This window comes from Micromonospora sp. NPDC049048 (assembly GCF_043197615.1).
In the GTDB taxonomy this organism is placed as follows: Bacteria; Actinomycetota; Actinomycetes; order Mycobacteriales; family Micromonosporaceae; genus Micromonospora.
Map to the genome: position 1 here is coordinate 391,269 of NZ_JBICTM010000005.1, position 19,879 is coordinate 411,147.

Below are 19,879 nucleotides of genomic sequence, written 5' to 3' on the forward strand. Positions count from 1 at the left end.
ACGAGCCTACGTTGCCGGGCCGGACGCCACCGTCCGGAACCCGCGAGAACGGCGAGCACGGCGACGACGGGACCGAACAGCGCCACCCCGCCGGTCGGCGAGGGGCGGACCGGGGGCGGGGCGCCCGTGGAGGCGGCCGGCGGATCGGCGACGTCGTCGAAGGTGGCGGGCACCGACAGGGTGCTCCACCGCGACGACGGCCAGACCACCGTGAACGCCCGGCCCACCACGTTCTCGATCGGCACCGGCCCCTGGCAGCGGGCGTCCTGGGAGACCATGCGGTGGTCGCCCATCACGAAGATCTGCCCGGGCGGGACCACGACCTCGTCGAAGCGCCGGGAACGGCACTCGCGGGGGTTGGGCGGGATGTCGAGCGGCGAGTCCCGCAGGACGTACGAGGACTCGTCGAGCGGCGTGCCGTTGACCAGCACCCGCCCCTCGGCGTCGCAGCACTTCACCCGGTCGCCCGGCAGGCCGATGACCCGCTTGATGAAGTCCTTCTCGCCGGGGCGGCTCACGCCGACCAGGTCGCCGACGGTCCGGGTGAGCTTGCCCGCGAACCCGGGCTCCGGCTCCTGGTCGACCTGCGGGGCCCAGCGCTCGGTGCCCCGGAAGACGACGACCTCGCCCCGCAGGGGGTCGCGTACGTCGTAGACGACCTTGTTGACCAGGACCCGGTCGCCGACGAGGAGGGTGTCCTCCATCGAGCCGGAGGGGATGAAGAACGCCTGGAGCAGGAAGGTGCGGATCAGCACCGCCAGGCAGAAGGCCACGACGAGCAGCAGCGGCAACTCCTGCCAGAGGGGCATCTGCCGGCGGGGTCTGCGGGCCCGACGGCGCCAGGGGTCGACGGCGCCGTTCTCGTCAAGCGTCTGCACCACGCCACTCTCCGGTCAGCAGAAATGACACTACCGCCCGGGAACCCTGTCGGGGCTCCCCGGGCGGTAGTGGCCGTCGCTCCGCCGTGGTGGCGGGACGTCGCCCGGCTGCGCCCGTAGCGACCAGGGTAGTGCGATCCGGTCGATACGACATACGCGCAGCTCGCGGCGGCGTGGCGAGCGCGAGGGTCAGCTGGGCTGCTTCTCGCGCTTCTCCTTGATCTTGGCCTTCTTGCCCCGCAGCTCGCGCAGGTAGTAGAGCTTGGCGCGGCGGACGTCACCGCGGGTCACGATCTCGATCCGGTCGATCGCCGGGCTGTTGACCGGGTAGGTGCGCTCGACACCGACACCGAAGCTGATCTTGCGGACCGAGAAGGTCTCGCGCAGACCGTCACCCTGGCGGCGGATGACGACGCCCTGGAAGATCTGGACACGGGACCGGTTGCCCTCGACGACCCGGGCGTGCACCTTGACGGTGTCACCGGCACGGAAGTCGGGGAGGTCGGTGCGCTTCGACTGGGCGTCAAGGGCGTCCAGGATGTTCATCGCTGCGTCCTCGTGAGGCTCACGGCGCACCGTCAATCGGTGCGCGGGTGGGTGATTCTGATCTTCGGGTGGTGGTCGGTGACCCGACCCCGGTCGGAGATCCTCGCAGCCGTCCGCGGCGCGGCCGGCTGCGGCAACCCCCCTACTTTGCCACATCCCCCGGTGGCACCTGAAATCCGGCCCAGTCCAGCGCGGCCACGTCCCGTTTGTCCAGGTGCTCCGGGTCCAACGTGGCGAGCATGTCGGGACGGCGTGTCGCGGTACGGGTCAACGCCTCGTCCCGCCGCCAGCGGGCGATCCTGCCGTGGTCGCCGGAGCGGAGCACCTCCGGCACCTCCAGCCCGCGCCAGGTTGCCGGCTTCGTGTACATGGGGGCCTCCAGCAGCCCGTGGGCGTGCGACTCCTCGGCCAACGAGCCCGCGTTGCCCAGCACGCCGGGCAGCAGCCGGGTGACCGCCTCGAGGATCACCAGCACGGCCACCTCGCCGCCGAAGAGGACGTAGTCGCCGAGGGAGACCTCGGTGACCGGCATCCGGGTGGCGGCGTGGTCGAGCACCCGCTGGTCGATGCCCTCGTACCGGCCGCAGGCGAAGAGCAGGTGCGGCTCCGCGGCCAACTCGTGCGCCAGCGCCTGGGTGAGGGGAACGCCGGTCGGGGCCGGCACCACCAGCCGGGGTGGGGTGACCTCCGCCGGGGCCAGGGCGTCGAGCGCCTCGCCCCACGGCTCCGGCCGCATCACCATGCCCGGTCCGCCGCCGTAGGGCGTGTCGTCGACCGTACGGTGCACGTCGTGGGTCCAGATCCGCAGATCGTGTACGGCCAGCCGCAGCGTGCCGTTCGCCCGCGCCCTGCCGATCAGCGACAGGTCCAGCGGGGCGAAGTACTCCGGAAAGATCGACACGATGTCGACGCGCATGCGGGGGTGCTCCAGCGGTTCTACAGATCGAGCAGACCGGCCGGCGGGTCGACGACGACGCGACCGCCGGCGAGGTCAACCTCGGGGACGATCGCCTTGACGAACGGGATGAGCGCGGTGCCGCCTCCGGCACGGCGCAGCACCAGCAGGTCGGAGGCCGGGGCGTGGTCGATCCGGGCCACCTCGCCCAGCCGGTCGCCGCCCGGCGTGACCACGGCCAGTCCGACGAGCTGGTGGTCGTGGAACTCCTCCGGGTCCTCCGGCGCGGCGACGTCGGCGCTGTCGACCCCGATGAGGGTGTTGCGCAGCGCCTCGGCGACGTCCCGGTCGAGAATGCCCTCGAACGCCACCAGCATCCGGCCCTGGTGCCAGCGGGCGGACTCCACGACCAGTTCGGCGGGCACCCGGAAGGCCTCCCCGGGCCCGGGCGCGGCCTGCGCCGGCGGGGCCGCCCCGGGCTCGGTGCGCAGCACCGTCCCCGGGGCGAACCGCGCTTCGGGCTCGTCGGTCCGCACCTCCACGGTGACCTCACCGCGGATGCCGTGCGGCTTGCCGATCCTGCCGACGATGAGCAGCATCAGTACGAGTCGACGATGTCGACGCGTACGCCGCGCCCGCCGATGGAGCCGATCACCTGGCGCAGCGCCTTGGCGGTCCGGCCGGACCGCCCGATCACCGTGCCGAGGTCCTCCGGGTGCACGCGGACTTCCAGCCGCTTGCCCCGACGGGAGTCGACCATCCGGACGCGCACGTCGTCAGGGTGGTCGACGATGCCCTTGACCAGGTGCTCCAACGCCGGACGCAGAGGCATGTCAGGCCTGCTCACCGGCGTCGGCAGCCGGGGCCTCGGCCGCGGCCTCGGTCTTCGGCGCCTCGGCCGCGGCGTCGGCCTTGGCGGCCTTCTTGGCCGGCTTGGCGGGCGCCTCGGCCAGCCCGGCGGCGGCCTTCGCCTCGGCCTCGTACGCCGCGGTGCGGTCGGCCCGCTCCGGGGCGACCTTCAGCGGCGGCGGGGCCGGCAGGCCCTTGAACTTCTGCCAGTCACCGGTCAGCTCCAGCAGCCGCTGCACCGCCTCGCTCGGCTGGGCGCCGACGGACAGCCAGTACTGGACCCGCTCCGACTTGACCTCGATCACCGAAGGGTCTTCCTTCGGCTGGTAGACCCCGACGAACTCGATCGCCCGGCCGTCGCGCTTGGTACGCGAGTCGGCGATGACGATGCGGTACTGCGGGTTGCGGATCTTGCCCATCCGCAGGAGCCGGATCTTTACGGCCACAGTTGTTTCGCTCCTGTTGCGATCTCACCTGCCCGAACGGGCGGTGCACGGGTGAGTGTCGACCGGCACAGTGGGGTTGGGCCGGAGACTGCTCGGTGGACTGGCGACGTGCCCGGGTTAGAGGGCGCCGGACACACGCCGGATACCAGCCAGCCATTCTGCCAGATCGGGCCCGGATCTCTCACACCGGACCGCCCCGGGTCCCCCGCCCGGCGGCAGAAGTGACCGAAAGCACACCGTCAGGCGGCGGGCTCAGCGCACCGGGGGACGGTCCCAGCCTGGCGGCAACCCGTCGGGGGTGACCCAGTCCGACGGCGGGACGAAGTCGCACCAGGTGCCGTCGAACGGGAACTCCCCCGCCTCGGCCAGCGCGATCACCCGCTTCCCCTCGGCCCGGACGGCGTCCGGGTCGGCCACCCAGTAGTGCTCGGGAAAGGCCAGCCGCTCGGCGAACTCGTCCTCGTCCTTCCACTCCCAGCTGCGGTCCGGGCGGACGACCACGTCGAGATCCTGGTCCACCATGTCGACGCCGGCGAGCGTGCCGTCGTCCCAGCGCACGCCGGGCTCCTCCAGGTTGACGTACCAGACGGCGAAGCGGTCCTGCGCGTCGCGGAACCACCACACCGAGTGGGCGGCCCCGGCGGGCAGGAACTTCAGCACGGACGGGCCGTCCCACCGGCCGATGGCCAGCCCGTACGACGAGGAGATCCACTCGGTGAACGGCACCGCCCGCATGCCCAGCCCGGCCTCGGTGACCTCGCTCGCGACCGGGGAGTCGCGGGGCACCCAGAGCAGCAGGCCCCGGTCGTCGTCGCTGACCACCCGCGCGGTGCGGGCCCAGCCGATCCGGCCCCGCCGCACGTTGCGGTGCACGATCAGCCGCCCAGGTTCGAATCTCACGCCCCGACCCTACCGGCGCCCCGCCGGCTCCGGCCCCGTCGACCCACGGGCGCCGGAACGCCGCACGGCCGGCCCCGCGAGGCGGAACCGGCCATGCGGCGTACGGGTGGGTCAGTAGGCGCGGGCCAGGATGGCGACCAGGTCGGGCTCGTCCTCGGAGTCGGGCACCGAGCCGTCGGCGCGCAGCAGGCAGCGCACGGTCACGCCCTGGCCGTTCGCCTCCGCCTCGCCCTGCACGCCGACCGCCGACCACGGCACCATGGCCCAGCCGGTGGCCGCCGCCTCGATCGCCTCGGCGAGGGTCGACACCTCGACCGTGCGGGACTTCCGGTGGGCCAGCGCCTCGTCGTGCAGGGCCCGCTGGTCGGCGTCGAGGGCGGCCAGCACGGCGGCCACCACGTCGGCCACCGGCGTCGGGGACTTCGAGCCGTCCGTACGCCGCACCACGACCGCGTTGCCGGCGGCCAGGTCGCGGGGGCCGACCTCGACGCGTACGGGATAGCCGCGCAGCTCGGCGTCGACGGCGCGGCGGCCGAACGGGGTGTCGGTGCGGTCGTCGAGCGCGACCCGGACGCCCGCGTCGCGCAGCGCGTCGCGCAGCTTGCCCGCGGCCTCCCCGACGCCCTCGCCGTCCTTGACGACCATGACGTACGCCTGCACCGGCGCGAGCCTCGGCGGCACGCGCAGGCCGTTGTCGTCGCCGTGGCACATGATCAGGCCACCGAGCATGCGGGTGGAGGTGCCCCAGGAGGTCGTCCACGCGTGCTCCCGGCCGCCCTCGGCCGAGGAGTAGCTGATGTCGAAGGCCTTGGCGAAGTTCTGCCCCAGCTCGTGGCTGGTGCCGAGTTGGAGGGCCTTGCCGTCGCCCATCATGCCTTCGCACGTGTAGGTGGCGGTGGCGCCGGCGAAGCGCTCGCGGGCGGTCTTCAGGCCGACGACCACCGGGATGCCGAGCACGTTGACCATCAGGTCCTCGTACGCCTCGTGCAGGATCCGGCGGGCGTAGGCGCGGGCGTCGTCGCGGGTCGCGTGCGCGGTGTGCCCCTCCTGCCAGAGGAACTCGCTGGTGCGCAGGAAGACCCGGGGACGCAGCTCCCAGCGGACCACGTTGGCCCACTGGTTGAGCAGCAGCGGCAGGTCCCGGTAGGAGTCGATCCACTTGGCCATGAACTCGCCGATGACGGTCTCGCTGGTGGGGCGGACCACGACCGGCTCGGCGAGCTGCTTGCCGCCGCCGTGGGTGACCACCGCGAGTTCCGGCGAGAAGCCCTCGACGTGCTCGGCCTCGCGCTTGAGGTAGCTCTCGGGGATGAAGAGCGGGAAGTACGCGTTCTCCGCGCCGGCCGCCTTGATCCGGTCGTCCATCTCGGCCTGCATCCGCTCCCAGATGGCGTAGCCGGCCGGTCGGATGACCATGGTCCCCCGGACCGGGCCGTTGTCGGCCAGCTTCGCCTTGGCGATCAGGTCCTGGTACCAGCGGGGAAAGTCCTCCGCACGGGGAGTGAGCACGCGTGCCATGACCGCACATCCTATGCGTCAACCGAAGGGACGACGTCATCGGGCGCGACGTCACCGGTGTCCGCCGTGCCGGACGGTGCGGCGGGCCGTAGGATTCGACCACCATGGGTGAGGTGAGGGACGGCACCCGTTCCCGGGAGGCGATCGTCGAGGCCGCCCGGACGTTGACCATCGCGACTGGCTGGGACGGCGTCCGGATGGGCGCCGTCGCGCGCGCGGCGGGGGTGAGCCGGCAGACGGTCTACAACGAGTTCGGCACCAAGGCGGGGCTGGCCGAGGCGCTCGCCCGCCGGGAGGTCGACCGGTTCGTCGGGGCGGTACGCGGCCTGCTGCGCGCCCACGGCGACGACGTCCGGGCCGCCGCGCACGCCACCATCTCGCACACCCTCACGGAGGCGGTCGACGACCCGCTGATCAAGGCCGTCCTGACCAGCTCCCGGGGCGGCTCGGACGACCTGCTGCCCTACCTCACCACCCGGTCGGAGCTGGTCCTCGACGAGGCCACCCAGGTGCTCCTGGAGTGGGCCGACGAAGTCCTGCCGGGCGCGGACCGCGACGCGGTGGCCTTCGCCACGGACTCGGTCGTCCGGCTGGTGATCAGCCACATCGTCCTGCCGGGCGCCCCGGTCGAGCAGACCGCCACCGCCCTCGCCGACCTGGCCGTCTACCTGCTCCTGCACGCGGTCACCCAGGGCACGCTCCGCACCGGCTGAGCGGGCGGCGCGGCCGGTCAGCGCACGACGCGACCGCGCAGCACGATGCGCGCGGGGCTGCGTACGGCGCGCAGGTCGGCGCGCGGGTCCTCCGGATAGACGACGAGGTCGGCCAGGCCGCCCTCGACCAGCCCGGGGAAGCCGAGCCACTCGCGACCGCCCCAGGACGCGGCGGCGAGCACGTCGGTGGTGGACATGCCGGCCTGCTCGTGCAGCAGCAGCATCTCCTCGGCGGCGAGGCCGTGGTCGATGCCGCCGCCCGCGTCCGTGCCCACGTAGATCGGCACTCCCGCCTCGTACGCCGAACGCACCACCTCGGGGAAGCGGTCGCGCAGGGCGAGCATGTGCTCGGCGTAGCCGGGGAACTTGGCCCGTGCCTGCTCGGCGATCCCGCCGAAGGTCCGGATGTTGATCATCGTGGGGATGAGCGCTGTGCCCCGGCGAGCCATCTCGTCGATCAGGTCCAGGCTGAGGCCCGTGCCGTGCTCCACCGAGTCCACCCCGGCACGCACCATGATCTCGACGGCCGACTCGGAGAAGGTGTGCACGGCGGCGCGTACCCCGGCGGCGTGTGCGGCCCGGACGGCGGCGGTCATGGTGTCGGCGTCCCAGGCCGGGGCCAGGTCACCGACGCCCCGGTCGATCCAGTCGCCCACGAGCTTCACCCAGCCGTTGCCGGCGCGCGCCTGCGCGGCCACGGTCGCCGCCACCTCCGCCGCGCCGACCTCCACGCCGATGTCACGCAGGTAGCGCTTGGGCGGCGCGACGTGCCGGCCGGCGCGGGCCAGCCGCGGCAGGTCGGGCTCGTCGTCGAGTTCGGGGTACGGGTACGGCGACCCGGCGTCGCGGATCGCGAGGACCCCGGCGTCGCGGTCGACGCGGGCCAGCTCGCGGGCCTGGTCGAGCGAGGTGATCGGGGCGCCGCCCCGGGCGATGCCGATGTGGCAGTGCGCGTCGATCAGGCCGGGCAGCACGAAACCGCCGTCGGCGATGGTCTCCGCGCCGGGAACCGGGGTGAAGGTCACCCGGTCGCCGACCAGCCACAGGTCACGGACCTCGTCGTCGGGCAGCACCACGCCGCGTACGTGCCAGGCCATGTGTCCTCCGTCTGCGCGAAAGGGGGGCGGTCCGCCGCCATTCTCCCCGCCCCGCGCGGGCCGGTGGCGCTCAGCCCTCGTCGCGCGCCAGCAGCCCGGCCCGACGCGTCGTCAGCGCGGGCAGGTCGACGGAGACCTTCCACGGCCGCTCGGTGACGAAGAGATCCTTCGGCAGGTCGCCGAGGTCGTCGACCGTCCACTCCGACCGCTCGGGCAGGATGGGTGCCACGGTCTTGACTCCTTCTCCAGGGGCGAGATCACCCTAGGCAAGGATCATGTCACCCGCCGCCACCGACACGCGTCAGCGGGGCCGGCCGTCGCCGCCCTTGCCGAGCTTGTTGAAGTCGATCTTCGGCAGCTTGAAGCCCGGCGGGAGGCCCTGGCCGGCGGCCAGGTCGTTCGGGTCCATGCCCGGCGGGAGCTGCGGCATGCCGCCCGGGAACCCGCCCGGCATCCCGGCGCCCGCCCCGGCGCGCGGCCGGTTGCCGCCCTTGGTGCCCTTGCGCTTGTTCTTCGGCGACTTGGTGGCCTTGCGCCGGCCGCCGCCCGGCAGGCCCATCATGCCGCCCATCTGCTTCATCATCTTCTGCGCCTCGGCGAAGCGGTTGAGCAGCTGGTTGACGTCCATCACCGTGACGCCGGAGCCGTTGGCGATGCGGGCCCGGCGGGAGCCGTTGATGATCTTCGGGTTGGTCCGCTCGGCGGGGGTCATCGACCGGATGATCGCCGTGACCCGGTCGAAGTGCTTGTCGTCGACCTCGGCGAGCTGGTCCTTCATCTGCCCCATGCCGGGCATCATGGCCAGCACGTTGGCGATGGGACCCATCCGGCGGACCGCGATGAGCTGGTCGAGGAAGTCCTCCAGGGTGAACTGCTCGCCGCCCATCAGCTTGGCGGTCATCTTCTCCTTCTGATCGGTGTCGAAGGCCTGCTCGGCCTGCTCGATCAGAGTGAGGACGTCGCCCATGCCGAGGATCCGGCTGGCCATCCGGTCGGGGTGGAAGACGTCGAAGTCCTCCAGCTTCTCGCCGGTGGAGGCGAAGAGGATCGGCTGCCCGGTGACCTCCCGGACCGACAGCGCGGCGCCACCGCGGGCGTCGCCGTCGAGCTTGGACAGGACCACGCCGGTGATGCCCACGCCGTCGCGGAACGCCTCGGCGGTGCGTACCGCGTCCTGACCCACCATGGCGTCGATGACGAAGATGACCTCGTCCGGCGCGACCGCGTCGCGGATGTCGGCGGCCTGCTGCATCATCTCGGCGTCGATGCCGAGCCGGCCGGCGGTGTCGACGATGACGATGTCGCGGGCGGCACGCTTCGCGTGCTCGATCGAGGCGCGGGCCACCTGGACCGGGTCGCCGGTGCCGTTGCCGGGCTCGGGGGCGTACACCTCGACGCCGGCGCGGCCACCGAGCACCTGGAGCTGCCCGACGGCGTTGGGGCGCTGGAGGTCGGCGGCGACCAGCAGCGGCTGGTGACCCTGGGCCTTGAGCCAGCGGGCCAGCTTGCCGGCGAGGGTGGTCTTGCCGGAGCCCTGGAGGCCGGCGAGCATGATCACCGTCGGCGGCTGCTTGGCGAACTGGAGCCGCCGCCCCTCGCCGCCGAGGACGTTGATCAGTTCCTCGTTGACGATCTTGATGATCTGCTGCGCCGGGTTGAGCGCCTGGGAGACCTCCGCGCCGCGCGCCCGCTCCTTGACGTTGGCGATGAAGCCCTTGACCACCGGCAGCGCGACGTCCGCCTCCAGCAGCGCGAGGCGGATCTCGCGCGCGGTGGCGTCGATGTCGGCGTCGGTGAGCCGACCCTTGCCGCGGAGCTTGGTGAAGATCCCGGACAGGCGGTCACTCAAGGTGTCAAACACGCGAACATCCCGTTTGTCAGTGTTCCGGCGGGCACAACGGCGACCGGGCGAGGTGTCCGGCCACCGCTAGGGTAGCCGGCCGGCCGCACGGCCGCTCCGGGCCGGGCACAGCCCGGGAACTGCCGACGCGCCCCTTCCTCACACCGCGGCCAGCACCGCGGCCTCCAGGTGGGCGCGGGTGGCGGCGTCCGGCCAGCCGCCGACGAGGTAGAAGGCGTCGACCACGTCGCCGCCCAGGGTGGAGATGCGCGCCGCGCGCACCTGGGCGCCGGCCTCGTCCAGCGCGCAGGTGACCCGGTAGAGCAGGCCCGCCGCGTCCGCCGCGCGCAGCTCCAACAGCACGGCGTCCGTGGCCGCCTCACGGTGCCAGACCACCCGGGGCGCGGCCCCCTCGGAGCGCGCCGCCAGCGCCCGGCCGCGCAGCCGCTGGATGACCGAGACGTCGCCGTTGACCGCGCGGCGCAGGTCGGCGCCGAGGGCGACCGGGTCGGGCGCGAGCCCGTACCGGGGCTGCACCCGGCACTCGACCAGGGCCCGGCCGTCGACGGTCGAGGCGTCGGCGGAGAGCACCTCCAGCCGGTGCAGCGCCAGGCAGCCGGCCACCGTCGCGAGCAGGCCGCGCCGGTCCGCCGCGGCCACCGCCACCCGGTCGGCCGTCAGGTGTACGACCGGCAGGGGCCCCGCCAGCAGCGCCGGGTCGGGGGCGGGCGCGGCGGGCAGCGCGCCCGTGTCCAGCGCGATCCGCACCCGGGCGACCAGCTCGGCGATCAGCCGGCCCTTCCAGTCCGACCAGGCGGCCGGCCCGGTGGCGGCGGCGTCGGCGCGTACCAGGGCGTGCAGCAGGTCCAGCGTGGTCGCGTCGCCGACCCGCTCGGCCACCCCGGCGATGGTGACCGGGTCGGCGAGGTCCCGCCGGGTGGCCACCTCGGGCAGGAGCAGGTGCAGCCGGACCAGCGTGCCGATCATCGCCACCTCCGGCCCGGGCAGGCCGATGCGGGTGGCCACCGCCTCGGCCAGCGGGGCGCCGACGGTGCTGTGGTCGCCCGGCAGTCCCTTGCCGATGTCGTGCAGGAGGCCGCCGAGCAGCAGCAGGTCGGGACGGTCCACGTCGCGGGTGTGCCGGCTGGCCTCGTACGCGGTCTGCACGAGGTGCCGGTCCAGGGTGAACCGGTGCACGGGGTTGTGCTGCGGGAGGCTGCGCAGCCGGGTCCACTCGGGCAGCCAGCCCTCGATCAGCCCGTACCGGTCGCAGGTCTCCCAGGCGGGCACCAGGCCGGGACCGGCGCCCAGCAGGGTGACCAGTGCGGCCCGGGCCTCGGCCGGCCACGGCGCCGGCAGCGGCGGGCAGTACGCGGCCAGCCACTCGCAGGTAGCCCGCGCGATCGGCAGCCGGGTGACGGCCGCGGCGGCGGCGACCCGCAGCGACAGGCTCGGGTCGGGGCGCGCCCCGATCGCGGTGCGGGCCAGCACCAGCTCTCCGTCGTGCTCGACGACGTCCCGGGCGACCGGCCGGCGCAGCGGACGCCCGTCGGCGCCCCGGCGGCGGCCCGAGCGCAGCCGGTCGGCGGCGCGGAAGGCGTCGTCGAGGGCGTGGCTGACGGTCCGGGCGTCCCCGGCGACCCGGCGCAGCAGCGCGTCGCCGTCACCGACCGCCCGGTCCCGCCGCGAAGGGTCGGACGCCTCCGGTGGTGGCTGCCGGAGTGGCGCGAGGTCGGCCGCGCCCGGCGGGAGGTGCCGCAGGCCGAGCAGCGCGGCGACCCCGTCGCGTTCCTGGGCGACGAGCCGGTCGACCCGGCGGCCGACCTGGTGGTGCAGCGCGTCGCGGGTGTCCAGCAGCCGCAGGTGCGCGGCGCGGACGGCGGGGCGCAGCGCGTCGGTGATCCCGGCGGTGGCGATCGCCCGCAGGATGCCCACGTCGCGCAGCCCCCCGGCCGCCTCCTTGAGGTCGCCCTCGAGCAGGAACGCCAGCTCGCCGTGGGCCGCCCAGCGGGCGGCGGTGATCTCACGCAGCGCCGGGAGCTGGCGTACGGCGGTGCGCCGCCAGTGGTCGGCGGCGGTGCGGACGAGGGTGTCCGCGAGTGCGGCGTCCCCGGCGACCAGTCGGGCGTCGAGCAGCCCGAGGGCCACCTTCACGTCGTCCTGCGCGACGGAGAGCGCCTCGGCGACGGTCCGGACGGAGTGGTCGAGCCGCAGCCCGGCGTCCCACACGGGATACCAGACGGAGCCGGCCAACTCGTCCACGCCGGGCACCCCGGAGTGCAGCAGGACGAGGTCGAGGTCGCCGTGTGGCGCGCACTGCCGGCGGCCCAGCCCGCCGACGGCGATCAGCGCCACCCCGGGCCGCCGCGGCAGCAGCGCCCGCAACCACCGGTCGTACGCGTCGGCCCGCGCGGCCCGTGCCGCCTCCCCGACGCCGCGGTCGACGCCGACGACCTCGTCGACCAGGAGTCCGGCGGCACCGTTGCCGGTGCCGCCCGACGGGTTCTTCCTGGTCGACGAGGTCATGTCGGTGGGTGGCCGGTCAGAGCGCGTCGAGGCCGCGCTCGCCGGTGCGGACCCGGACGACCTCCTCGACGGCGGTCACCCAGACCTTCCCGTCGCCGATCTTGCCGGTCCGGGCGGCGCCGACGACGGCGTCCACGATCTTGTCGACGTCGATCTCGTCAGTGAGCACCTCCACCCGGATCTTGGGCAGGAACTCGACCGTGTACTCGGCACCCCGGTAGACCTCGGTGTGCCCCTTCTGCCGCCCGTAGCCCTGGACCTCGCTGACGGTCAGGCCGGCCACGCCGAGGGCGTGCAGGGCCTCCTTCACCGCGTCCAGCTGGTACGGCTTGATGACCGCGGTCACCAGCTTCATGTCCAACCCCTCCATCCCAGGAACGTTAACCGGCGACCTTCTCGTCGACCGGCGCGGCCGGCTCGGCCGGCTCGGCCGACTCCGCGGGCGTGGGTGCCGCGGTCGGCTTGGCGGCGGTCAGCCCGGCCATGGCGAACGCGCTGCCCCCGCCGCTGCCGGCGGCCGGCGACAGGTCGTAGCCGCTCTCGGCGTGCTCGGCGATGTCGATGCCGCCGACCTCGTCCTCGGCCCGCAGGCGGAAACCGATCGTCTTCTCGATCACGAAGGCCAGCACCCAGGCCACCCCGAAGGACCAGGCGGTGACGATCAGACCGGCCAGGGCCTGCCGGCCGAGCTGGGTCACCCCGCCGCCGTAGAACAGCCCGTCGGAGGCGCCGATCACGTCGGTGATCGCCCCGTTGACCGAGTTGGTGGCGAAGAGGCCGAGCCAGAGCGAGCCGATCCAGCCGCCGACGAAGTGCACGCCGACCACGTCGAGCGAGTCGTCGTAGCCGAGCTTGTACTTGAGGCTGATCGCCAGCGCGCAGACCGCACCGGCCACCAGGCCGAGCAGCACCGCCGCCCAGGGCGCGATGAAACCGCAGGCCGGGGTGATGGCGACCAGGCCGGCGACCGCGCCGGACGAGGCGCCGACCAGCGTCGGCTTCCTGTCCTTGATCCACTCGACGACGATCCAGCCGAGCACCGCGGCGGCCGTGGCGAGCTGCGTGTTGACGAAGGCCAGGCCGGCGACCGAGTCGACGGTGAGCTCGGAACCGGCGTTGAAGCCGAACCAGCCGAACCAGAGCAGCCCGGCGCCGAGCGCGACGAGCGGGATGTTGTGCGGCTTCATGCCCTCCCGGGGCCAGCCGAGCCGCTTGCCCAGCACCAGCGCCAGGGCCAGGGCCGCCGCACCGGCGTTGATGTGCACCGCCGTGCCGCCCGCGAAGTCGAGCGCGTGCAGGTCGCCGCCGATGATGCCGCCGCCCCACACCCAGTGCGCGACCGGGAAGTAGACCAGCGTCGCCCAGCCGAACGCGAAGAGCAGCCAGCCGGCGAACTTCGCCCGGTCGGAGACGGCACCGCTGATCAGCGCGACGGTGATCACGGCGAACATCATCTGGAAGGCCATGAACACGTAGAGCGGGACGCCGATGCCGCTCGGGTTCTCCGCCGTCGCGCCCCAGAGGTCGGTCTCGGCGAGGAAGGTCTTGGTGCCGAGGTAGGCAGCCGGGTCGCCCCAGAGCCCGTTGACATCGCTGCCGAACGCGATGCTGAAACCGTAGAACCACCACAAAACAGAGATGAGCCCGATCGCGGAGAAGCTCATCATCATCATGTTCAGTACACCCTTGGCCCGGTTCAGGCCGCCGTAGAACAGCGCCAGTCCGGGCGTCATGAGCAGCACGAGCGCCGTCGACACCAGCAACCAGACGGTGTTGCCGGAATCGATCGTGGGTGCCTCAGGCACGCTGGCCTCCTAAAGGTGAAGTTCCCTCCTTCCCGGCTTCCGGGGCAGCGTCGCCCGTACGCCGGATGCGCGGAAGCCTGCTCGCTCCCTGTTTCCCCCAGCGTCACCCGTCGGTTTCCGAACGGTGACGGCTTGTTTCGGACGTGTGAAGAGAACCGCACAACGGCGCAGGACGGCATTTCGCCCGGAACCGCACCACGGGCGCGGACGGGGTCCAACGGCGTCGACCGCTCAGCGCAGCGCGTACTCCAGGGCGTTGCGCTCGTAGTCGAGCAGGCGCAGGTCCCGCATCGGCCGGCGCAGGTGCCCCTTGTGCACGATCCGGACGAAGGCCGGCTCGCCGGCGGCGGCCATCCGGCGGATCCCCTCCACGTGGTCCACGATCCGCTTGCGGATGGTGCGGACGAGCCGGTGCCGGTCGCGGGGGATCAGCCCGTACGCGTCGGCGAAGAGGCGCAGCCGGCGGGGCCGGTCGGGCTGCTTCCAACCGAGCGTGATCGAGTCCCGGTCGGAGAAGACCGGCACCCAGGTCCAGGCCGCGTACGCCACGTCGTAGATCCGGGCGCCCGGCGAGGCGAGGTCGAAGTCGATCAGCCCGAGGGTGCCGTCCGGCCGCCAGATGACGTTGTGCGGGGCGGCGTCGTGGTGGCAGATCACCTCGGTGTCGGGCGGCGGCGGGCCGAACGAGCGCCAGACCGCCCCGGGCGGCGTGACGAAGCCGTACTGGGCGTCGTGGAACATCCGCAGCATGGTGGCCACGGTCACCAGCGCCTCGTCGGTCACCCAGTGCGGGGCCAGCGGGTACTCCCCGCACTCCCCCTCCAGGTACGACAGGACCTCCCGGTTGCGTTCGTCCATGCCGAGGGCACGGGGAGCGCCGGTGAAGCCCACGTATTCCAGGTGGCGCAGCAGGGCGTGCACGGAGGGCGTCCACGGCCCGGCGTTGCGTCGGACCGTGTCACCGACCCGGACGACGGTGCTGACGTTCCCGCCGTGTAGCGGGATCTCCTGCGAAGTCACGTACGGTCTCCCGAGGCGCGGCGACGGGTGGCTGGGGTCGCGCCACCCGGCGTAGGCGCGATCGTCGGTCGTCACTGCGAGGTTACGCGTCCCGGGCGAGCGGCTCGGTACCGAGCAGCGCGTCGACGAACTGTGCGGGGTCGAACGGGGCCAGGTCGTCCTTGCCCTCGCCGAGCCCCACCAGCTTGACCGGGATGCCGAGCTTGCGCTGCACGGCGATGACGATGCCGCCCTTGGCGGTGCCGTCGAGCTTGCTGAGCACGACGCCGGTCACGTTGACCACCTCGGTGAAGACCCGGGCCTGCTCCAGCCCGTTCTGCCCCGTGGTGGCGTCGAGGATCAGCAGCGTCTCGTCGATCGGGCCGTGCTTCTCCACCACCCGCTTGACCTTGCCCAGCTCGTCCATCAGGCCGATCTTGTTCTGGAGCCGGCCTGCGGTGTCGATCAGCACGGTGTCGACACCGGTGTCGATGCCCCGCTTGACGGCGTCGAAGGCCACGCTGGCCGGGTCGGCCGCCTCGGGCCCGCGGACGGTCTCCGCGCCGACGCGCCCGCCCCAGGTCTCCAGCTGGTCCGCGGCGGCGGCCCGGAAGGTGTCGGCGGCGCCGAGCAGCACGCTGCGCCCGTCGGCGACGAGCACCCGGGCGATCTTGCCGCAGGTGGTGGTCTTGCCCGCGCCGTTGACGCCGACGACCAGCACCACCGCCGGCACGCCCTCCTTGGGCGCGGTCCGCAGCGACCGGTCCAGGGTCGGGTCGAGCGCGTTGACCAGCTCGGCGGCGAGCAGGGCCCGCAGCTCGCCCGCGGAACGGGTGCCGAGGACCCGGGTCCGCTCGCGCAGCCGGTCGACGATCTCCCGGGTGGCGTCGATGCCGACGTCCGCCGTGATCAGGCTGTCCTCGATCTCCTCCCAGGCGTCCTCGTCGAGGTGGTCGCGGCTCAGCAGGCCGAGCAGCCCCTTGCCGAAGGCGTTCTGCGAGCGGGACAGCCGCGACCGCAGCCGGACCAGCCGCCCGGCGGTCGGCTCCGGGACCTCCAGCACCGGGGCCGGGGCTTCGACGACCGGCGGCTCCACCAGGATCCCGGTGGACAGTTCGGCCTCCGGCGCCTCCACCGGCGGGCCGGCGAGGTCCTCCTCGGCCCGGGTCTCGACCTCCGTCCCGGGCAGCGGCGGCTCCGGTCGCCGGCGCAGCCGCGGCACGACCAGCCCGATGCCGCCGAGGATCAGCACGCCGAGCAGGGCGAGCGCGATGAGGAGGTATTCGGTCATGCCGGAATCCTGTCAGATGCCGGTGAAGCTGTCCCAGCCACCGCTCCCGAGAGGGCGCGCGGCGGGGCGCCGGTAGGCTCGGTCACAGCCAGCAGTGGTGCGACCGCCGGCCGGGTAGTAAAGATGAAGTCCGCTCATCTGGAGGTCCACCATGCCCGCGGCACACCTGCTCATCGGTCCACTGCTACGCAGGGTGGTCGGCACGCGGGCCACCATCTGGGTCGAGACCAGCGCGCCCGCCGTGGTCACCGTCCGCACCGCCGACGGCGCCGGCGGCACCGCACCCACCTTCAGCGCGTACGACCACCACTACGCGCTCGTCGTGGTGGAGGGGCTCGCCCCGGACGGCGCCACCAGCTACGAGGTGCTGATCGACGACGAGGTCGCCTGGCCGGAGCCGGGGAGCAGCTTCCCGCCAAGCGTGATCCGTACCCGGGCGGTCGACGACCTCGACCAGCCGGTCCGGTTGGTCTTCGGCTCCTGCCGGGAGACCACCCAGCACGCCACCACCCGGCGGCTGCCCCCGGACGCCCTCGACGCGTACGCCCGGCGGCTGATGGCCGACCCCGACCGGGCCGACCTGCCCGACCTGCTGGTGCTCCTCGGGGACCAGGTCTACGCCGACGTGACCTCCCCCACGGTGCGCCGGCTGCTGAAGCGGCGGCGGCGCCGGCCCAAGGGCGCGCCGGGCGACCAGGTGGTCAGCTTCGACGAGTACACGAAGCTCTACCTGGAGTCCTGGCGGGACCCGGAGATCCGCTGGCTGTTCTCCACCGTGCCGAGCGTGATGATCTTCGACGACCACGAGATCATCGACGACTGGAACACCTCCGCCTCCTGGCGGGCCGACATGCGCGAGCAGCCCTGGTGGGCGGAACGGATCACCAGCGGCCTGGCATCCTACTGGGTCTACCAGCACCTCGGCAACCTCGCCCCCGACGAGATCGCCGCCGACCCGGTCTTCGCCAAGGTCAGCGCGGCCGAGGACGCCACCGGGGTGCTGGCCGAGTTCGGGCAGCGGGTCGACACCGAGGCCGACCTCGCCCACGACACCGAGCGGTGGCGGGCCGTGCAGTACCAGTGGAGCTACGCGCTGGACCTCGGCCGCACCCGGCTGGTCATGCTGGACAACCGGTGCAGCCGGGTGCTGGCGCCCGGCCAGCGGGCCATGCTGCCCCCGGGCGAGTGGTCGTGGTTCCTCGACCGGGCCCACGGCGTCTACGACCACCTCGTGGTGGGCTCCTCGCTGCCGTGGCTGCTGCCGCCGGGCATCCACCACGTGGAGGCGTGGAACGAGAAGCTGGCCGACTCCCGGCAACGCTGGGTGGCCCGGCTGTCCGAGAAGCTGCGCCGGGGGCTGGACCTGGAGCACTGGGCCGCCTTCCGCCGCTCGTTCGACGGGCTGGGCGCGCTCTTCGCCCGCCTCGGCAGCGGCACCCCGGGCGGGCCCGGCGAGCGCGTCGGGGCCGGCCCGGCGTACGCGCCACCGGCGTCGATCAGCGTGCTCTCCGGCGACGTGCACCACTCGTACGTGGCGCGGGCACGGTTCGACGACCGGAGCGTGGTCACCCCGGTGCACCAGCTGACCTGCTCGCCCATCCACAACCAGGTGCCCGCCGGGATGCGCCCGCTGATGAAGCTGGGCTGGTCGTCCGGGCCGGCCGGGGCCACCCGGGCCCTGGCCCGCACCGCCGGCGTGCGCCGTCCCCCGTTCCGGTGGAAGCGGCTGGCCGGGCCGTACTTCGGCAACGCGGTCGCGACGCTGGTGCACACCGGTCGTACGGCCGAGGTGACGATCGAGGGCACCACCGGCGACGGCCACCTGCGCGAGGTGATGCGCCAGCGCCTGACCCCCGGCGGCTGATCCCGTCGCAGCCCTCCGCGACCACGCGGACTGCCACCACCGAACTTCCCGGCTTCGACGTGCGCGGATTCATCAATTCCCAATTGTCGATGCCGAATCGAGACATTCGGTCGCGATCATTCATCCGTGTCTCGTCGGAACGGCGCCTCGACGACACCCGTCGCACCCGACGGGAGGACTTCGTCGTCGATGCCTGCGCACCCCGTGCCCCGCCTGGTGGCACGAACACGGTCGAGCCGACCCGCCGCCACTGTTCCGGCGCGACGCGTTCCCGTGGCCCCCACCGCACCCGGTGAGGGGCCGTCCGCCCTGGCAGGAAGGCTCTCGTCGTGGCCACCACCAGAACCCGCGAAACAACGCGGGCGTCATCTCGCGTCCCGCTCCGGACCGTCAGCCGGCGCGCCCTGCTCGCCTCCGTACCCGCCGTCGTGGCGGGAGTGTCGTCGACCGACCGGCCGGCGCTCGCCGCTCCCGCCGTCGAGTGCCTCGCCGACCTCGGGACCGTGTGATGGGGATCCCCTGGCTCGCCGACGTCCTGCGGGCAGCCGGCGTCGCGGTCGTCGAGGAGGGTGACTGGCGCTCCCGGGGCATCAGCGGCGCGTTCGACCCGATCGGCGTGCTGTGGCACCACACCGCCGCGACGTCCAGCCCGAGCCGACCCGCACCCGCGCTGGGCGTCTGCATCAACGGCCGATCAGACCTGCCCGGCCCGCTGTGCCACGCGCTCGTGGACTACCACGGCGTGTTCCACCTGATCTCCGCCAACCGCGCCAACCACGCCGGCAACAGCCGGGGCAGCGGCCCCATCCCGGCGGGCAGCGGCAACACGATGCTGATCGGCTGGGAGATCGACTACAACGGTGTCAACCAGTCGATGACCCAGGCCCAGTACAACGCGTCGGTCGCGGCGACCGCCGCGGTGCTGCGCAGACTGGGCCGCGACGCCAGCTACGCCCGGGGTCACCGCGAGACCAGCACCACCGGAAAGATCGACCCCTCCTTCATCGACCTGGACGCGATGCGCCGCGACGTCGCGGCCGCCATGGCCGGCGGCGGCTCGGGAGCCGGCATCATGTACCACCAGGTGCGGTTCCCGAGCCGGTCGTGGAGCGGGTTCCAGCCACTGGCCGGCTACCGGACGACCGACCCCGGCCAGGCCCGTGACATGGCGATCGCGGGAATGCCGGACCGCTCCGCCCAGGTGCTCATCATCGGGGCCGACAACACCGTCTTCCACCAGATCCGTAACCCCAACGGCACCTGGACCGGATTCGCACCCCTCGCGGGCGCTGGCACCCCCACCCCGGCCGCCGGCAGCCGCGTCAGCATCGCCGGCATGCCCGACGGCTCCGCCCAGGTCCTCATCGTCGGCGCCAACGGAGGCATCTACCACCAGATCCGCAACCCCAACGGCACCTGGACCGGATTCCAGCCCATCACCGGCTACAACACCACCGCCCCCGCCGCCGGCAAGGACGTCGCCATCACCGGCATGCCCGACGGCTCCGCCCAGATGCTCATGATCGGCGCCGACAACGGCGTCTACCACCGGATCCGCCACCCCAACCGCACCTGGGACCCGCTCCAGCCGCTGCCCGGCGCGGGCACGCCCACCACGGCCGCCGGCAGCCGCGTCAGCATCGCCGGCATGCCCGACGGCTCCGCCCAGGTCCTCATCGTCGGCGCCAACGGAGGCATCTACCACCAGATCC

General features: G+C 73.2%; 18 protein-coding genes and 1 pseudogene. 3 read left to right on the forward strand and 16 right to left on the reverse strand.

What is annotated here, in order from left to right; genetic code table 11:
- Nucleotides 1-6: 6 nt before the first annotated feature.
- The 8 genes and pseudogenes from lepB to proS form a co-directional block, all read right to left on the reverse strand.
- A pseudogene (gene lepB, locus ACGFIG_RS18685) lies at nt 7-881 on the reverse strand (signal peptidase I).
- A gap of 186 nt (nt 882-1,067) precedes the next feature.
- A complete protein-coding gene (rplS, locus tag ACGFIG_RS18690; RefSeq protein ID WP_393004388.1) occupies nt 1,068-1,424 on the reverse strand; it encodes a 50S ribosomal protein L19 in 357 nt (118 codons plus the stop codon).
- A 142-nt stretch (nt 1,425-1,566) separates the two neighbouring features.
- The gene (gene trmD, locus ACGFIG_RS18695) at nt 1,567-2,340 is read right to left on the reverse strand and encodes a tRNA (guanosine(37)-N1)-methyltransferase TrmD (RefSeq protein WP_393004390.1); all 774 of its coding nucleotides are present in this window, start codon (nt 2,338-2,340) and stop codon (nt 1,567-1,569) included.
- Nucleotides 2,341-2,360: 20 nt separating this feature from the next.
- Entirely contained in the window at nt 2,361-2,915 is a 555-nt protein-coding gene (rimM, locus tag ACGFIG_RS18700) for a ribosome maturation factor RimM (RefSeq protein WP_393004729.1), read from the reverse strand.
- Between the two features lie 2 nt (nt 2,916-2,917).
- On the reverse strand, nt 2,918-3,178 hold the full coding sequence (locus ACGFIG_RS18705; RefSeq protein WP_172862164.1) for an RNA-binding protein: 261 nt from the start codon (nt 3,176-3,178) through the stop codon (nt 2,918-2,920).
- Nucleotides 3,153-3,614 carry a 30S ribosomal protein S16 gene (gene rpsP / locus ACGFIG_RS18710; protein ID WP_393004392.1) on the reverse strand — a complete coding sequence of 154 codons (462 nt, stop codon included), beginning with the start codon at nt 3,612-3,614 and terminating at the stop codon, nt 3,153-3,155. Before rpsP ends, ACGFIG_RS18705 begins: the two co-directional genes overlap by 26 nt.
- A gap of 252 nt (nt 3,615-3,866) precedes the next feature.
- Entirely contained in the window at nt 3,867-4,514 is a 648-nt protein-coding gene (locus tag ACGFIG_RS18715) for a DUF402 domain-containing protein (RefSeq protein ID WP_393004394.1), read from the reverse strand.
- A gap of 111 nt (nt 4,515-4,625) precedes the next feature.
- Nucleotides 4,626-6,032, reverse strand: coding sequence for a proline--tRNA ligase (gene proS, locus ACGFIG_RS18720; protein WP_393004396.1), 1,407 nt, complete (start codon nt 6,030-6,032; stop codon nt 4,626-4,628).
- 104 nt (nt 6,033-6,136) lie between these two features.
- Here proS and ACGFIG_RS18725 point away from each other — a divergent pair, with 104 nt between their 5' ends.
- Complete coding sequence (locus tag ACGFIG_RS18725) at nt 6,137-6,745, forward strand: TetR family transcriptional regulator (RefSeq protein ID WP_393004398.1); 609 nt, start codon at nt 6,137-6,139, stop codon at nt 6,743-6,745.
- 17 nt (nt 6,746-6,762) lie between these two features.
- Here ACGFIG_RS18725 and ACGFIG_RS18730 read toward each other — a convergent pair whose 3' ends face one another.
- From ACGFIG_RS18730 to ftsY, 8 genes are all read right to left on the reverse strand, one after another.
- Complete coding sequence (locus ACGFIG_RS18730; RefSeq protein WP_393004400.1) at nt 6,763-7,842, reverse strand: amidohydrolase family protein; 1,080 nt, start codon at nt 7,840-7,842, stop codon at nt 6,763-6,765.
- A 70-nt stretch (nt 7,843-7,912) separates the two neighbouring features.
- Entirely contained in the window at nt 7,913-8,071 is a 159-nt protein-coding gene (locus tag ACGFIG_RS18735) for a hypothetical protein (protein WP_393004402.1), read from the reverse strand.
- Nucleotides 8,072-8,143: 72 nt separating this feature from the next.
- On the reverse strand, nt 8,144-9,703 hold the full coding sequence (ffh, locus tag ACGFIG_RS18740) for a signal recognition particle protein (RefSeq protein WP_393004404.1): 1,560 nt from the start codon (nt 9,701-9,703) through the stop codon (nt 8,144-8,146).
- 138 nt (nt 9,704-9,841) lie between these two features.
- Nucleotides 9,842-12,208, reverse strand: a complete 2,367-nt coding sequence (locus tag ACGFIG_RS18745; protein ID WP_393004406.1) for a [protein-PII] uridylyltransferase — start codon at nt 12,206-12,208, stop codon at nt 9,842-9,844.
- A gap of 16 nt (nt 12,209-12,224) precedes the next feature.
- Nucleotides 12,225-12,563: a P-II family nitrogen regulator gene (locus tag ACGFIG_RS18750; protein WP_176733926.1), complete on the reverse strand. Its 339-nt coding sequence runs from the start codon at nt 12,561-12,563 to the stop codon at nt 12,225-12,227.
- Between the two features lie 25 nt (nt 12,564-12,588).
- Nucleotides 12,589-14,013, reverse strand: a complete 1,425-nt coding sequence (locus ACGFIG_RS18755; RefSeq protein ID WP_393004408.1) for an ammonium transporter — start codon at nt 14,011-14,013, stop codon at nt 12,589-12,591.
- 231 nt (nt 14,014-14,244) lie between these two features.
- Nucleotides 14,245-15,108 carry an aminoglycoside phosphotransferase family protein gene (locus ACGFIG_RS18760; protein ID WP_393004410.1) on the reverse strand — a complete coding sequence of 288 codons (864 nt, stop codon included), beginning with the start codon at nt 15,106-15,108 and terminating at the stop codon, nt 14,245-14,247.
- A gap of 7 nt (nt 15,109-15,115) precedes the next feature.
- Nucleotides 15,116-16,303, reverse strand: a complete 1,188-nt coding sequence (gene ftsY, locus ACGFIG_RS18765; protein ID WP_393004412.1) for a signal recognition particle-docking protein FtsY — start codon at nt 16,301-16,303, stop codon at nt 15,116-15,118.
- A gap of 151 nt (nt 16,304-16,454) precedes the next feature.
- Here ftsY and ACGFIG_RS18770 point away from each other — a divergent pair, with 151 nt between their 5' ends.
- Nucleotides 16,455-18,167: an alkaline phosphatase D family protein gene (locus ACGFIG_RS18770; RefSeq protein ID WP_393004414.1), complete on the forward strand. Its 1,713-nt coding sequence runs from the start codon at nt 16,455-16,457 to the stop codon at nt 18,165-18,167.
- Nucleotides 18,168-18,675: 508 nt separating this feature from the next.
- Nucleotides 18,676-19,879, forward strand: a 1,204-nt coding sequence (locus ACGFIG_RS18775) for an N-acetylmuramoyl-L-alanine amidase (protein ID WP_393004416.1), incomplete at its 3' end; no start/stop codon positions are given.